Annotated in this window: 1 protein-coding gene and 2 pseudogenes; all 3 read right to left on the minus strand. The window is 69.1% G+C overall.

What is annotated here, in order from left to right; all coding sequences use genetic code 11:
* Nucleotides 1-8 precede the first annotated feature (8 nt).
* Nucleotides 9-9557: pseudogene (locus SD37_RS10815) on the minus strand (SDR family NAD(P)-dependent oxidoreductase); the annotation flags it as partial.
* 23 nt (nt 9558-9580) lie between these two features.
* A pseudogene (locus tag SD37_RS10820) lies at nt 9581-14155 on the minus strand (type I polyketide synthase); the annotation flags it as partial.
* A 16-nt stretch (nt 14156-14171) separates the two neighbouring features.
* A complete protein-coding gene (locus SD37_RS10825; RefSeq protein WP_236725332.1) occupies nt 14172-16256 on the minus strand; it encodes a helix-turn-helix domain-containing protein in 2085 nt (694 codons plus the stop codon).
* Nucleotides 16257-16270 lie beyond the last annotated feature (14 nt).

Below are 16270 nucleotides of genomic sequence, written 5' to 3' on the forward strand. Positions count from 1 at the left end.
GGTTTCCTTCACACGCCGGCGAATTCGGTGCTCAGTGCGTCGAGCAGGTGGGTCGTGAGCATGCGAGGTGTCGGCTGCTCGTAGACGGCGGCCGCGTTGAGCCGTAACCCGGTGGTGCCGGTGATCCGGTTGCGGAACTCGACCGCGGTCAGCGAGGTGAAGCCGTTGTCCCAAAACGGAATATCCGGGTCGATCGTGGTGGCGGAACGATGTCCGAGTACTGCTGCGGTGGCGTCGAGCACCACGTTCAGCAGAGCCTCGGCGCACTGGTCACCCCGGAGCCGTCGCAGTCGTACTGCGAAGGTTTCCTCGGCGGAGGCACCCGCGCGCCGCCGCTTCGGGGGAATCAGTTCGTGCAGCAGTGGCGGCGTATCTTCGGCGGCGGTCAGGTGCAAACGCATCGGCACGAGTGCCGGCAGATCGGTGCCCATGGCGAGGTCCAACAACGCCATGCCGTCGGCCGAACGCAACGGTCGCAGCGGGCCTCGCTGGTCCACGCCCGTCGCCATGCCCGTGTCCCATGGGCCCCAGGCGAGCGACGTCGCGGGCAATCCGTCGGCCCGGCGTTGCCACGCCAGCCCGTCGAGGAAGCCATTGGCGGCCGCGTAGTTCGCCTGCCCCGGACTGCCGATGACGCCCGCGGCGGAGGAGAACAGCACGAACATCGCGAGATCACGGTCTCGGGTGAGTTCATGCAGGTTGACCGCGCCGTCGACCTTGGCGGCGAACACGGTGTCGAGGCGCTTCCGGTCCAGTGCCCCGATGACGCCGTCGTCGAGGACTCCGGCGGCGTGCACGACTCCGGTCAGCGGATGCTCTTCCGGGATCGCGTCGAGGACGGCCGAGAGCGCGGCGCGGTCGGCGACGTCGCAGGGGACCACCTGAGCGCCGGGCACGTCCACGGTGCCACCGCTTCTGCTGAGCAGCAGGAGATGCCTGATCCCGTGCTCGGTCGCCAGATGGCGGGCGACCGCCGTGCCCAGCGCGCCGGTACCACCGGTGATCACCACGGTACCGTCGGACGGCCATCGTGGGCTTGGCGTCGCGCCTACGCGCCGCAGTCTCGGTACATAGGCGACTCCGTCGCGGACGGCCACTTGAGGCCCGTCGCCGAGCGGGGGCGGATAGGCCTGGTCGTCAACGTCCGCCAGGAAGATCCGGCCGGGTTCCTCGGACTGCGCCGAGCGCACCAGCCCCCAAACAGCGTTGCCGACCGGATCGCCGCCGTCGGGGCCGACCAGACCACGGGTCACGACCACCAGCCGATCGGTTCCGCCGCCACGCCCGAACTCCTGGAGAGCGCCCAACACGCGTGCCACGACCGTGCAGGCGTCGCCTTCGCCCGCCTCGAAGACGATGAAGTCCGAAGTGGACCGGTCGAGATCGGTGGGCACCCAGGCCACTTCGAACAAGGAACCTTCCATGGCCTGGCTTGCGGGCAGTTCGCCGAACCGCACTGAGCCGATGGTCAGGACCGGCCGGTCGCCGCGATCGGTGGCGAGGACCCCTCCGGCTGGGGTACGCCGGACGCGAAGGTGACGAGCGCCCTCGGCGTGCAGGGTGACGTCCTGCCAGCGTATGGGTTGCCGGTGATCGAGGGCGGCGTCGACCAGTCGGGGGTGGATGCCGAAGGCGCCGGGATCGTCGTCGAGAGCGACCTCGATGTGGTCGCCGGAAAGGACTAGGGCGGGTTCCGGACGCGGCGGGGTGAGTGTCGCCCGGGCGTGCTCTTGCCAGCGGGCGTGGTCGTCGTGGCGGGAATGCACCCGGACTTCCCGGTGGCCGTCTTCGCCCGGCCCGCCGACGGTGACCTGGACGGCGACGCCGTCACCGACGACCGGTGCGGTGTCGAGCACGAGTTCGGCCACCACCGGGCAGCCGACCTGGTCGCCGGCGTGGATCACCATGTCCAGTACCACCGCACCGGACAGCCGTCCGGAGTCCCGCTGAGAGACGCGGCCGGTGCACACCACTCCGCCGTCGGGCAAGGGGAGCAGGACGTCGAGGAACGGATGGTCGAGGCCCGTCAGCCCCGCCGCTTCCACTTTCCGTTTGCCTGGTGCTGTTTCCAGCCAGAAACGTTCGTGCTGGAACGCGTACGTCGGCAAGTCGACATGCCGGTACTCGCCCGTGAACGCCGGCGTCCAGTCCACGTCGGTTCCTCGGCTCCAGACCGCCGCAAGTGCTTCCAGTAGTGCGCGGACCTCACCTCGATCGCGTCGCAGGACAGGCACGCACAGGGTTTCGTCGACCGCGGCGGCCAGGACACCATCGGGCCCGACCTCGATCAACGTGGACGTTCCTAGGGCACGCAGGGCTTCGATGGCGTCATGGAACCGGACGGGCCGCGGGATCTGCTGGATCCAGTGTCCTGCCGTGTGGTCGGTCAGGAGCTCACCGGTCACCGTGGACACCAGCGGGATTTCCGGTCGGTTGAAGGAGATGCTTTTCAACACGGTGGCGAACTCGTCGAGCATGGGTTCCATCAGGGGTGAGTGGAAGGCGTGGCTCACCCGTAGTCGCCGGGTGCGGCAGCCGCGTTCGGCGAACTGGTCCGCGATGGCTTGGACCGCGTGGGCCTCTCCGGAGATCACGACCGAGGCCGGGCCGTTGACCGCGGCGAGACCCGCCGTCTCGTGATGGGCCAGCTCGGCGAGTGCTTCCTGTTCGGAGGTGGCGATGGCGATCATCGCGCCGCCTTGTGGAAGGTCCTGCATGAGGGTGCCTCGTGCGGCGACGAGGGTGCAGGCGTCCGCCAAGGACAGTGCGCCGGCGACGTGTGCGGCGGTGATCTCGCCGACGGAGTGCCCGGCAACGTAGTCGGGGCGGAGGCCGAAGGATTCCAGTAGTCGGAAGAGCGCGGTCTCCACGGCGAACAGCGCTGTCTGGGTGTAGCGGGTTTCCTCGAGCAGGGCGAGTTCGGTGTCGCCGAACACGATGTCCCGCAGGGGGTATTCGAAGTGCTCGCAGATGGTGTCGAAGGTGTCTCGGAAGACGGGATAGGTGTCGTAAAGTTCGCGGCCCATGCCGATGCGTTGGCTGCCTTGACCGGAGAACACGAACGCGGTCTTGCCGCTGGTGTGGGGGCTGGTGGTGGGGTTGTCCAGTGCGGTGAGGAGTTCGTCGCGGTCGGCGGCGACGATCGCGGTGCGGTGGGTGAGCCGAGCACGGTTCAGCAGGGCGTGTGCGATGTCTGCGACGTGTGTTTCGGGGTGCGTCCGCAGGTGTCTGGCCAGGCGAGTTGCCTGCTGATGGAGTGCGGTTTCGGTGCGGGCGCCGAGAAGTATCGGCCAGGATCCGGTGCTGGTGTCCACTGTGGATGTTTGGGGGTGGTGTTCGAGGATGAGGTGGGCGTTGGTGCCGGAGATCCCGAACGAGGACACACCCGCACGTCGGGGTTCGGGCCAGTCCTGGTGTTCGGTGAGCAAGGCAGTCTTGCCAGCGGTCCAGTCGACCTCGGGGGTGGGGGTGTCGATGTGCAGGGTTTTCGGGAGGACACCGTGGCGCATGGCGAGGACGGTTTTGATGACTCCGGCGATCCCGGCGGCGCCCTGGGTGTGGCCGATGTTGGATTTCACCGAACCGAGCCACACCGGTGTCTTCCGGTCCTGGCCATAGGTCGCGAGGACGGCTTGGGCTTCGATCGGGTCGCCGAGGCGGGTGCCGGTGCCGTGTGCTTCGACCAGGTCGATATCGGCGGGAGCCAGTCCGGCGTCGGCGAGGGCGGCGTGGATGACGCGTTGCTGGGCGGGCCCGTTGGGTGCGGTCAGGCCGTTGGAGGCGCCGTCGGAGTTCACCGCGGAGCCGCGCACCACCGCCAGGATCGGATGCCCCAGTCGTTGGGCGTCGGAGAGACGTTCCAGCAGGACCAGGCCCACCCCCTCGCTGAACCCGGTCCCGTCCGCCGCACCCGCGAACGCCTTACACCGGCCATCGGATGCGAGCCCGCCCTGGCGGCTGAAGTCCACCAGCAGCCTGGGTGTCGCCATCACCGTCACCCCACCGGCGAGTGCCAGCGAGCATTCACCCCGCCGCAACGACTGAGCCGCGAGATGCATCGCCACCAACGACGACGAACACGCCGTATCCACCGTCAACGCCGGCCCCTCGAAACCGAACGTATAAGCCACCCGGCCGGAGATCACGCTGCCGGAGTTTCCCGTGCTCAGGAAACCCTCCACATCAGAGGAAGCGTCGGATGCCCTGCTGAGATAGTCGGTGTACATCACGCCGGTGAAGACGCCGGTATCGCTGCCACGTAACGAATCCGGATCGATCCCCGCCCGCTCGAACACCTCCCACGAGGTTTCCAGCAGCAGCCGCTGCTGGGGATCCATCGCGACCGCCTCACGCGGACTGATCCCGAAGAACGCGGCATCAACCCCCGCCACATCCTCCAAGAACGCACCCTCACGCGCCGAACACCGGCCCACCTCGTCAGGGTCCCAGCCACGATCCGATGGGAACCCTCCGACCGCGTCACCGCACCGATAAATCAGCTCCCAGAGATCCTCCGGGCCACTCACCCCACCCGGAAAACGACACCCCATCGCCACGATCGCCACCGGCTCCTCGGAATTCCGTGTGGTCACCGGAGTGCGAGACTCGCGGCGTTCGCCCAGTATCTGCTCGGCGAGGAACTCGGCCAGCGCGACTGGACTCGGATGATCGAACACCAGCGTGGCGGGCAGGCGGACACCCGTGGCGGAGGCCAGGCGGTTTCGCAGCTCGACCGCGGTCAAGGAATCGAACCCGACCTCCTTGAACGCCCGTCCGGCGTCGATGGTTTCACCGGGGGAGTAACCCAGGACAGCGGAGGCTTCGGCGAGGACGAGGTCTATCAGCAGTTGCCGTCCTTCCGGCGCGGGAAGTTCGGCGAGACGCCGCGCGAGAGAGCCGTCGTGGTGTGCACCGCTCGCGGTGGGGCGGCTCGTCCGGACCAGACCACGCATCAGCGGATGGACCGATTCCTGGGGCGCCATGCATAGGTGGGCGGGGATGACCATCGCGTGGCCGGACCGCAGGGCGGCGTCGAACAGGGCCAGACCGTCCGCTGTGGACAGTGGTCGGACGCCTGCCTCTGTCATCCGGTCGCGGTCGGTTTCGGACAGTTGCCGGGTCAGACCGGTCGCCGGTTCCCAGAGTCCCCAAGCGAGTGAGATCGCGGGGAGCCCATCGTCGCGGCGCTGGCGGGCAAGACCGTCGAGGAACCCATTTGCCGCCGCGTAATTCGCCTGGCCGGGAGTTCCGAACACCCCGGCCCCGGAGGAGAAGAGGACGAACATCGTGAGGTCGAGGTGGCGGGTGAGGTGGTGGAGGTTGAGGGCGCCGTCGATCTTGGGGTCGAACACGGTGTCGAGGCGTTCCGGGTTCAGTGCGTTGATGACGCCGTCGTCGAGGACACCGGCGGTGTGGATGACTCCGGTCAGTGGGTATTCGGGCGGGATGTCGGCCAGGATGGCGGCGAGCGCGTCCCGGTCCGCGACGTCACAGGCGACCACGCGTGCGCCGGGGATATCGGTCGTGCCGCCTGTGCGGCTGAGCAGCAGCAGATGCCGGATCCCGTACGTGTCGACCATATGCCGGGCGATGATCCGGCCGAGGGTGCCGGTGCCTCCGGTGATCAGGACCGTCCCATCCGGCACCGGCAGCTCGCCGGCGGGTTCGACGCGTGCCAGGCGGGGCACGCGGACCTGTCCGTCGTGGATCGCGATCTGCGGCTCCCCGCCCCTCGCGACCTGTGACAAAAGCGCGCGAGACCTCGGGTCGTCGTCCAGGTCGACCAGCACGATCCGGCCCGGCTCCTCGGCCTGCGCCGACCGCACGAGACCCCACACCGCCGAGCCCACCGGCGTCGACACACCCCGCGTCACCACCACCAGACGCGACGAGCTCTCCTCCCGCACGAACTCCTGGATCCGTGAGAGAACACCCGACACGACTTCCCGCACATCACCACTGCCCGCTTCGTACACCACGAGATCCACATCGGACGGTGCCTCGAGCTCGACCGGAACCCACTCCAGCCCGAACAACGAACCGGAAGCGGCGGCCGGCTTGTCGAAGGGGCGGAACACGAGCGAGGCCAACGAGGCGACGGGCTGCCCGGAGCCGTCCGCCATGGTCAGGGACACGGCGCCGGACCCATCGCGGACCGCTCGGACGCGCAAGGCCGTGGCGCCTGAGGCGCGCAGCGTGAATCCGTTCCAGGAGAACGGGAGCAGCATCCGGTTCCCGTCTGCGGGGGTGCCGACGGCCGACGTGTGCAGGGCGGCGTCGAGAAGCGCGGGATGGATACCGAAGCCCGACGTGTCGGAATGCGTCTCCGTCGGCAGCGCTACCTCGGCGAAGATCTCGTCGCCGAGCCTCCAAGCAGCCCGCAGGCCGCGGAAAGCCGGTCCATGTTCGTAACCGGCCTCGGCCTGACGTTCGTAGAAACCCTCCAGCGACACTGGTTCCGCGCCAGGGGGTGGCCATTGGGCGAAGATCTCTTTGACGATCTGGGGTTCTCGATCTGACAGGACACCGGAGACGTGTCGAGTCCACGGGGCACCGTCCGCCGCACGGGAGTAGGCGCTGAACGAACCCTCGGCGCCGACCCGCACTTGCAGCCGGACTCCTCCGTCCGGAATCACGAGCGGCGTCTCGACCAGCAGTTCTTCAACCACCGGCAGCCCGATCTCGTCCCCCGCGCGGACGGCCAGCTCGACCCATCCGGTACCGGGGAACAGCACGGTCCCCGAGACGACGTGGTCGGCGAGCCACGGATGAGTGGACGTCGAGACGAATCCGGTCAGGAGGACGTCGCCGTCGTCGGCCAGCCCCACAGAAGCGGTGACCAGCGGATGTCCCGTCGCGGTCAGCCCCGCGGACGCCACCTCGGCGGCCGGACGGGCGGCGGCAGGCCAGTAGCGCTTGCCCTGGAAAGGATAGGTGGGGAGATCCAGGTGCGGACCGCGGCCGAGGTGCCAGTCGACCGCGACGCCACGGACGTGGAGCTCGCCCGCCGACGTGAGGAACCTGTCCCGGTCGCCGTCGTCGCGCCGCAGGGTTCCGACGACGACCGTGGGTGTGTCGCCCGCGATGGTGTCGTCGACGCTCGTGGTCAGGACCGGATGGGAGCTGACCTCGACGAACGCGTGGTGGCCCTCGCCAGCCAGGGCTTGGATCGCCGCGTGAAAGCCGACCGGGTGGCGCAGGTTGCGGTACCAGTAGCCAGCGTCCAAAGTGGCGCCGTTGATCCAGCATCCGTCCACTGTGGAATACATCGGCACGGTGCCCGGCCGCGGGGTCAGCCCGGCCAACGCCGACAGCAGTTCGTCGCGGATGGTGTCGACGTAGGGGCTGTGTGAGGCGTAGTCGACCGGGATGGTGCGGGTGCGTATCCCGAGTCCTTCGCAGGTTTCGGCGAGTGCGGCGAGTTGGTCGGGATCTCCGGACACCACGACGGACTCCGGCCCATTCACCGCCGCGACCGTCGTCGCGTCCGTGAGAAGGGTGTGAACCCGGGATTCGGCCGCGGACACCGAGAGCATGCCGCCTTGTCCGGCGAGATCACGCGCGATGATCGCGGACCGCAGCACGACGACACGGAGCGCGTCTTCGAGGGAAAGCGCGCCGGAGACGTGGGCGGCGGCGATCTCACCCTGACTGTGCCCGACGACCGCGTCGGGCTTGACGCCCAGCGATCGCCAGACGGCGGCGAGCGACACCATGACCGCGAACGACGCCGGCTGCACCACGTCCACCCGGGCAAGCATCGCCTCGTCGGCGAGCGCGTCGCGCAAGGACCAGCCGGCCAGTTCTTCGATCACGGCGGCACAGGCGAGCATCGAGTCCCGGAAGACCGCTGACGACTCCCAAAGTGCCAGCCCCATTCCCGTCCATTGGGCCCCTTGCCCGGGGAACACGAACACCGTCCGGCCGGTCACGTCGGCCTGCCCGACATCGCACGAAGCCAAGCGTTCCAGCACCGTTTCCCGATCGCCCGCGACGACCGCCCGGTGGTCCAACAGCGCACGCGTGTTCACCAAGGCCCGGGCGACATCGGCCAGTTTGACGTCGGGCCTCGCCCGCAGGAACTCCGCCAGCCGCCGGGCCTGCTCCCGCACCGCATCCGCACACGCTCCTGACACCACCACCGGCCAGTGCTCGTGCGGGCTGCTTTCCCCGGGTTCGTTGTCGCATTCTTCGGCGGATTCGAGAATCACATGGGCATTGGTGCCGGAAACGCCGAAAGCGGAGACACCCGCACGCCGTGGTTCCGGCCAGTCACGGGCCTCGGTGAGCAATTCCACCGCGCCGGAGGACCAGTCGACCGCCGAGGTCGGGGCATCGACGTGCAGGGTCTTCGGCAGGACACCGTGGCGCATCGCCATCACCGTCTTGATGACGCCCGCGACGCCTGCCGCACCCTGGGTGTGCCCGAGGTTGGACTTCAGCGAGCCGAGCCACAGTGGACGGTCGCGTCCCTGGCCGTAGGTCGCCAGCACCGCCTGCGCTTCGATCGGATCACCCAAGGTGGTGCCGGTTCCGTGCGCTTCCACGACATCCACGTCCGAAGTGGACAGTCCGGCGTTGGCGAGCGCCTGTTTGATCACTCGCTGCTGGGAAGGACCGTTGGGCGCGGTCAGCCCGTTGGACGCGCCGTCCTGATTGACCGCCGAACCGCGCACCACCGCCAGGACCGGATGCCCCCGCTCCCGCGCGACCGACAGCCGCTCGAGCAGTACGACACCGACACCCTCGGACCAGGCCGTTCCGTCGGCAGCCGCCGCGAAGGATTTGCATCGGCCGTCGGGGGCCAGCCCGCGCTGGCGGGAGAATTCCGGGAAGGCACCCGGAAGCGACATCACGGTCACCCCGCCCGCCACCGCCAGCGAACACTCGCCACGGCGCAAGGACTGTGCGGCGAGATGGATCGTCACCAGCGAAGACGAGCAGCCGGTGTCGAGGGTGACGGCGGGCCCCTCCAGCCCCAGGGTGTACGCCACTCGTCCCGACGCGACACTGGCGGCGATGCCCGTGCCGAGGTAGCCCTCGAACTCGTCCGGCACCGGGTGGAGCCGGGTCGCGAAATCGTAGTAGACCAGGCCGGTGAACACGCCGGTATCGCTGCCCCGCAAGGACGTCGGGTCGATCCCGGCCCGTTCGAACACCTCCCACGAGGTCTCCAGCAGCAGCCGCTGCTGAGGATCCATGACCAGCGCCTCGCGAGGGCTGATCCCGAAGAGCCCCGCGTCGAACAGCGTCATGTCGTGGAGGAAACCGCCCTCGCTGACGTAAGACTTTCCGACGCTCTCCGGATCGGGGTCGAACAGATTGTCCAGGTCCCAGCCTCGGTCCGTGGGAAAGCCTGAGATCGCGTCGCCGCCGCGTGCCACCAGTTCCCAGAGGTCCTCGGGCGACCGGACGTCGCCGGGGTACCGGCAGGCGAGAGCCACGATCGCGATCGGTTCGCGGTCGCTTTCCTCGAGCGCACGCAGCCGCTTGCGGTAGCGCTCATTGTCGGCGAGTACGCGCTTCAGGTACTCGCGAAGCTTCTCGTCGTTCGCCATGGCAGGTCTGCTCCTCGAGTAGGTCAGTGCTCCACAGGGCCGAGGCGGCTGTCGACGAGCCGGAAGATCTCCTCGTCACTCGCCAGGTCCAGGTCGACTTCGCCGTCACCGTCCAGGTCGGCTTCGGTCAGCGCGTGCCACTGCGCGAGGACCTCGCGTAGCCGGGCGGAGACGCGGGAGCGCAGCGATCCTTCCTCGGCCGCGGCCGGAAGCGCTGCCGCCACCGTGTCCAGATCCGTCAGCACCGTCGGCTCGGTGTCCAGTTCGCCGAGCAGGTGTTCGGCCAGTGCCCGCGGATTGGGATGGTCGAAGACCACCGTGCGCGACAAGCGCGCACCGACCGCGGCGACCAGGCGGTTGCGCAGGTCCACGGCGGTCAGCGAGTCGAATCCGATCGTGGTGAAGGCCTGGTCCGCCGCCACAGCCCCGGCCGTGTCGTGCCCGAGCACCGCGGAGACGTGGGTGCGGACCAGATCCAGCAGCAGCCGGGGCCGTTCGGCGGCGGGAGTGGCCCGCAGCCGGAGGACGAACTCCGGTGTCGCCTGTTCGCCGCCCGCCGGTTCACCCTCGCTCAGTGCGCGGCGCGCCTCGGGCAGGTCGTCGAGCAACGGGCTCGGCCGCAACGCGGTGAACCGCGGAGTGAAGGTGTCCCAGCGCAAGTCGGTGACGATCGCGCAGGTCTCGCCACGGCCGACGGCCTGCGCCAGTGCGGAAACGGCGAGTTCCGGCGGCATGTGGACGAGCCCGGACTGGGCGAGTCCCGCCTGGATCTTCGGGGAGAACGTGGACATGCCGCCGCCGTCCCACGCACCCCAGGCGATCGCAGTAGCGGTGAGGCCCCGGGCGCGGCGACGCTGGGCGAGCGCGTCGAGGTACGCGTTCGCCGAGGCATAAGCGCCCTGTGTCCCGCTGCCCCAGACACCCGCGTTCGACGAGAACAGGATGAAAGCGTCCAGCGGCCGGTCGCCGAGCAGTTCGTCCAGATGCGCGGCGCCGATCGCCTTGCCCGCCATGACCTCGCCGAATCCGGCGGTATCGGTTTCCTCCAGCGCGGCCAGGGTGGTGACACCCGCCGCGTGCACCACGGAATCCGGGGGATGCGCGGCCAGCAGGCGTGCGACGGCCGCACGATCGCCCATGTCACAGGAGACCACGGTGACCGCGACCCCGAGTTCGTCGGCGAGCCGAGCGGTGTCCTCGGCGGGCAGCCCGCGTCTGCTGGTCAGCACCAGATGCTCGGCCCCGTTGGCCGCGAGCCAGCGCACGACGTGTGCCGCGACGCCACCGGTGCCACCGGTCACCAGCACGGTGCCGCGGGGCGCCCAGACGGCCTCGCCGCCATCCGGCTCGGCGCGGACGAGCCGCCGCGCGCGGACGCCGTCGGCGCGCACCGCGAGCTGGTCTTCGGTTCCGTTCAGTGCGGCAAGAAGTCGTTTCACCGCCTCGGCGTCGACGACCTCGGGGAGGTCGATCAGCCCACCCCACCGGCTGGGGAGTTCGAGCCCGATGACACGTCCGAGCCCCCAGATCGCCGCTTGCCGGGGATCGATCGTCCCGTCGTGTTCGTCCACCTGGACGGCACCGCGAGTGACCGTCCACAGTGGTGCCTTCACGTCGCCGAGCGCCTGGACCAGGGTGAGCAGACCGGTCGCCTCGTCCACTGCGAGTAGGGAGAGCACACCGTCGACCGGGCCGATGTCGTGCGGCCGGTCCAGTTCGGACACGGTGAGCCGTTCGACCCGGACGCCGGAGGCGGTCATGCCGTCGAGCACGGCGCTGACAGCCGCATCGCCCCGCCCGTCGGCTGTGATCAGCAGCCAGGTTCCGGACGGCGGCGGTGGGTTCTCCGTGACCGGTTTCCAGTCGATCCGGTAACGCCAGGAATCGATGGTGCCCTGGTCGCCCAAGCGTTTCGGGGGATCGAGTTCCTCCAGCCAGTAGCGTTCGCGTTGGAAGGGATAAGTGGGGAGGTTCAGGTGCGGGCCGCGACCCAGCTTCCAGTCGATGGGGATGCCCCTCGTGTGGAGTTGCCCCGCTGAGGTCAGGAATCTGTCCCAGCCGCCGTCGTCGCGGCGGAGGGTGCCGGTGACGACGGTGGGACCGAGGTCCTCGACGGTGCCTTCGATACTCGTGGTGAGAACCGGATGCGGGCTGACCTCCACGAACGCGTGGTGCCCGGCGGCGGCGAGCGCGTGGATTGACGCGTGAAAGCCAACTGGATGGCGGAGATTGCGGTACCAGTACTCATTGTCCATTGTGGATCCGTCAGCCCAGCGATCGTCCACTGTGGAGTACAAAGGTACGGTTCCTTTACCGGGACGGATATCGGTGAGCGCGTCGAGGAGTTCGTCGCGGATGGTGTCGACGCGGGGGCTGTGGGAGGCGTAGTCGACCGGGATGGTGCGGGTGCGTATTCCGAGTTCTTCGCAGGTTCCCGTCAGCGCGGCGAGGTGCCGGGGATCTCCGGACACCACTACGGATTCCGGTCCGTTCACCGCTGCCACGGACACGGTGTCGGTGAGCAGGTCACGAACCCGCGTTTCGGACGCGGACACCGACAGCATCCCACCTTTTCCGGCCAGATCGCGGGCGATGATCGCGGAGCGGCGTACGACGATCCGGAGAGCGTCGCGCAACGTCAGGATCCCGGCGACGTGGGCCGCGGTGATCTCCCCTTGGCTGTGCCCGACCACCGCGTCCGGTTCGACACCCAGCGATCGCCATACGGTGGCGAGGGACACCATGACCGCGAACGACACCGGCTGCACCACGTCGACCCGTGTCAGCGCCGCCTCGTCCGCGAGGACGTCACGCAAGGACCACTCGACAAGCCCTTCGAGCTCCTCGGAACAGGCCAGCATCGAGTCCCGGAAAGCCTGTGAGGACTCCCAGAGTGCCAGGCCCATTCCCGTCCACTGCGCTCCTTGTCCGGGGAACACGAACACCGTCCGGCCGGTTACGTCGGCAATTCCGATCTCGCACGAGTCCAGCCGCTCTCGCAGTTCCGCGGCCGACCCGGCCACCACCACGGCCCGAACTCCCAGTGAAGCGCGGGAATTCGCCAAGAATCGCGCGATATCCCCGATCCCCACGCCCAGATTTGCGTCGGCGAACCGGGCGATCTGCCCGGCCTGTGCCCGCACTCCGTCCGTGCCCGCCCCCGACAACACCACCGGCCACGGGCCCGTAGTGGCGTCTCCGTCGCGAAAGTCCGCTTCAGCGACGGATTCGAGAACAACGTGGGCGTTGGTGCCGCTCATGCCGAACGCGGAAACCGCACACCGGCGAGGACGGTGGTGATCCGGCCAGGCAAGGGAATCGGTCAGCAGCTCCACCGCACCTGACGACCAGTCGACCTGGGGTGTCGGCGTTTCCAGGTGCAGGGTCTTCGGCAGGACGCCGTGGCGCATCGCCATCACCATCTTGATCACCCCGGCGATCCCGGCGGCGCCCTGGGCATGCCCGATGTTGGATTTGTACGAGCCGAGCAAGAGCGGCGAACCGGACGGCCGATGCCGCCCGTAGGTCGCCAGCAGGGCCTGCGCTTCGATCGGGTCACCGAGCCTGGTCCCCGTGCCGTGCGCCTCGACCGCGTCGATGTCCGAAGTGGACAGACCGGCGTCGGCGAGCGCGGCGGCGATGACCCGTTGCTGTGACGGACCGTTCGGCGCCGTCAGACCGTTCGAGGCACCGTCGGAATTGATCGCCGAGCCCCGCACCACCGCCAGCACCGGATGCCCGAGCTCCTTGGCGACGGACAGCTTTTCGAGCAGCACCACACCGACGCCTTCGGACCACGCCGTCCCGTCGGCGGCGGCGTCGAACGCCTTGCACCGGCCGTCCGGGGCCAACCCGCGCTGCCGGGAGAACTCCGCGAAGACACCGGGCAGCGGCATCACGGTTACTCCACCTGCCAGCGCGAGCGAGCACTCGCCCTGACGCAGTGCGCGCATCGCGAGATGCATCGCCACCAGCGAGGACGAACACGCGGTGTCGAGCGAGACCGCCGGTCCTTCGAGCCCGAACGTGTAGGCGATCCGGCCCGAGGCGACGCTGCCCGAACTCCCGACCGCGAGATAGCCCTCGAACTCGTCGGCGACCCGGTTGCGGTTCCCGTAGTTCTGGTACACGACTCCGGTGAAGACGCCGGTATCGCTGCCCCGCAGCGAATCCGGGGCGATGCCCGCGCGTTCGAACACCTCCCAAGAGGTTTCGAGCAGTAGCCGCTGCTGCGGATCGGTAGCGGTCGCCTCGCGCGGGCTCATCCCGAAGAACCCCGCGTCGAAGTCGGAGGCGTCATGGAGGAAGCCGCCTTCGCGGGTGTAGCACTTGCCGACAGTGTCCGGGTTCGGGTCGTACAGCCCGGCGAGATCCCAGCCTCGGTCGGTGGGAAAGCCCGAGATCGCGTCGACGCCGCCCGCGACCTGGTCCCAAAGATCTTCCGGAGAGCGCACCCCGCCGGGGAAACGGCAGGCCATCGCCACGATCGCGATCGGTTCCCGCGCCGCGGATTCGACCTCGGCGAGCCGACGGCGAGCCTGATGCAGGTCCGCGGTCACCCACTTGAGGTAGTCGACCAGCTTTTCGTCCTCGGGCACGGCCGCGGACACCTCCTTATGCCGATGTGGCCATGTCGGCGTGCAGGTCGGCCGGGAGCTCTCGGCGGTACTTGACGTCGAGCTTCCGGTAGACGCGGGTGAGGTGCTGTTCCACCGTGCTGTCGGTGACGAACAGCTTCCTGGCGATTTCGCGGTTCGTGTAGCCGGCCACCGCCAGCCCGGCGACCCGCCGTTCGGATTCGCTGAGTGAACCGAGCTTGGCCGCGTCGGTCTGTCCGCCGACGTCGACCGCGGTGGGCTCCGGCATGAGCGCCTGGCACAACGGGGCCGCCGCGCACGACTTCGCCAGATGCCACGCGCGACGCAGCGTCATCCGTGCGCGTTTGTGCTCCCCGAGGTGGTGCCGGACCCGGCCGAGGTCGGCGAGCACCCGGGCGAGCTCGTAGCGATCCCCGCAGTTCTCCAGGATGTCGACCGCTTCGCTGAGCAGCTGCGGCCGCTTGCTCTCCTTACCGGTCATCGCCAGCACTCGCAGCGCCTGCGCACGTGCCCTGGTCCCGTCGACGCCGGGCCGGGACATCTGTTCGAACAACAGCCGCTTGGCGTCGTCACGGTTGCCGAGGGCGAGCCAGGCCTCCGCCGCGCCGGACCGCCACGCCACGAAGCCGGGCGTGTCGATGCCCCAGTCGCGCATGAGTTTCCCGCACATGAGGAAGTCGGCCAGCGCGGCGTGATGACGCTCGCCGTCGAGGTGGTGGTGAGCGCGCGCGTGGAGGTAGTGCAGCCCATGTCGGGTCTGGAGCAGCGCGTCGGGTATCGGGCGCGCGAGCTGGGCCGCGGCCTTGCCGGACTCGCCGCTTTTCGTGGTCGCGAGGATCAGGCTGCCGAGGGGGAAGCCGACCGCGACACCCCACGCTTTCGAGGACAAGTGCGTCAAGGCGGCGTCTGCCTGTACGGCGGCGCAACGGAAGTCACCTCGCCGGAGGGCGATCTCGGCGCGGACGGCGCTGAACCCCGCCTGCCAGGTGGGGCCGCCGCGTTCGGCCGCTTCCGCCTGCAGTCGTTCGCATTCGGCTTCGGCGGCGTCGACCTCGTCGGCGTAGACGAAGGTCAGCAGCGCTGACAGCGCGGGTTCGGCTGACCACGGTGTCGCGTGGCTGAGCCGGGTCTCGCGCAGGAAACGGTCCGCCTCGGCGACCGCGTCCCGGCGGTTGCCGAGCGTCAGCATTTCGGTCAACGCGATGGGCGGGTGATCGTGCCGCGCCCTCCTGCGTCTCGGGTAGCCGGTCATCATCCATAGTTCGGCTTCGTGGAGCTCGCCGCCGGATTCCCGCACGCGGTCGAACACCGCGGCCGCCTGCTCCGTCCGGCCGTGCCAGAGCAGTTGCCGCGCGGTGTCGAGGGCGTCGGAGCGGGAGAGCTGACCGGCGAGTAGCGGCTCGAAGTGGCGTAGCACGGAGGAAGGGTTGAGCTGCCACTCGGCCCTGGCCAGTTTCGCCAGGATGTCGACCCTGTCCGGGTGCGTCTGATGAGCCAAGGTCAGGAAGGCGACGGCCAAGCCCACTTCGTCGTCGCACAGCGCTAGTTCGGCGGCTTCGACGAGGACCTCGAGTGCCCAGGGCGGCACTGGGCTTCCCGCGCGCAGGAGGTGTTTCGCGATGGGGAGCGCGGACACGCCTTGTTCGTGGAGCAACGCGGCGGCTTGCCGATGCGCTCGCTCGCGTTCGGCCGGGGTCAGGTCTTCGAGTACGGCAAGTGTCATCGCCGGGTGCCGGAAGGACCCGCCGCTGAGCAGACCCGCCCTCGTCAGCACATCGAGGGCCGGGCGGACGGCGCCGCCGGTCATCGCGGACAACCGGGTTTCGGACGCTTCCGGGCCGAGTACGGCGAGCGCGCGAGCGACGCCCAGCACGGCGTTTTCGCAGCGGCGCAGGCAGAACGCCACGGTCTCGCGGTAGTGTTCACCAGGCACGCCGTTGTCGGCGCGGACGGCTTTGACGAGCGCGGGGTTCCCGCCGGAGCACTCGGACGCTTCCGCTGCGGCGAGCGAGGGAAGGCTCAGCCGGTGGGCGAGTTCGCCGAGCTCGGCGAACAGCTCCGGATGTGCTCGGCATGTCCGGTCCGCCTCGGTGAGAACCATGAATATCCGCGCCG

It is taken from the genome of Amycolatopsis orientalis (assembly GCF_000943515.2).
In the GTDB taxonomy this organism is placed as follows: Bacteria; Actinomycetota; Actinomycetes; order Mycobacteriales; family Pseudonocardiaceae; genus Amycolatopsis; species Amycolatopsis orientalis.

Bases quoted from the DNA above. Each gene is read 5' to 3' on its own strand.
- SD37_RS10825 (WP_236725332.1), bottom strand. From the start codon at position 16,256: ATGGTTCTCACCGAGGCGGACCGGACATGCCGAGCACATCCGGAGCTG.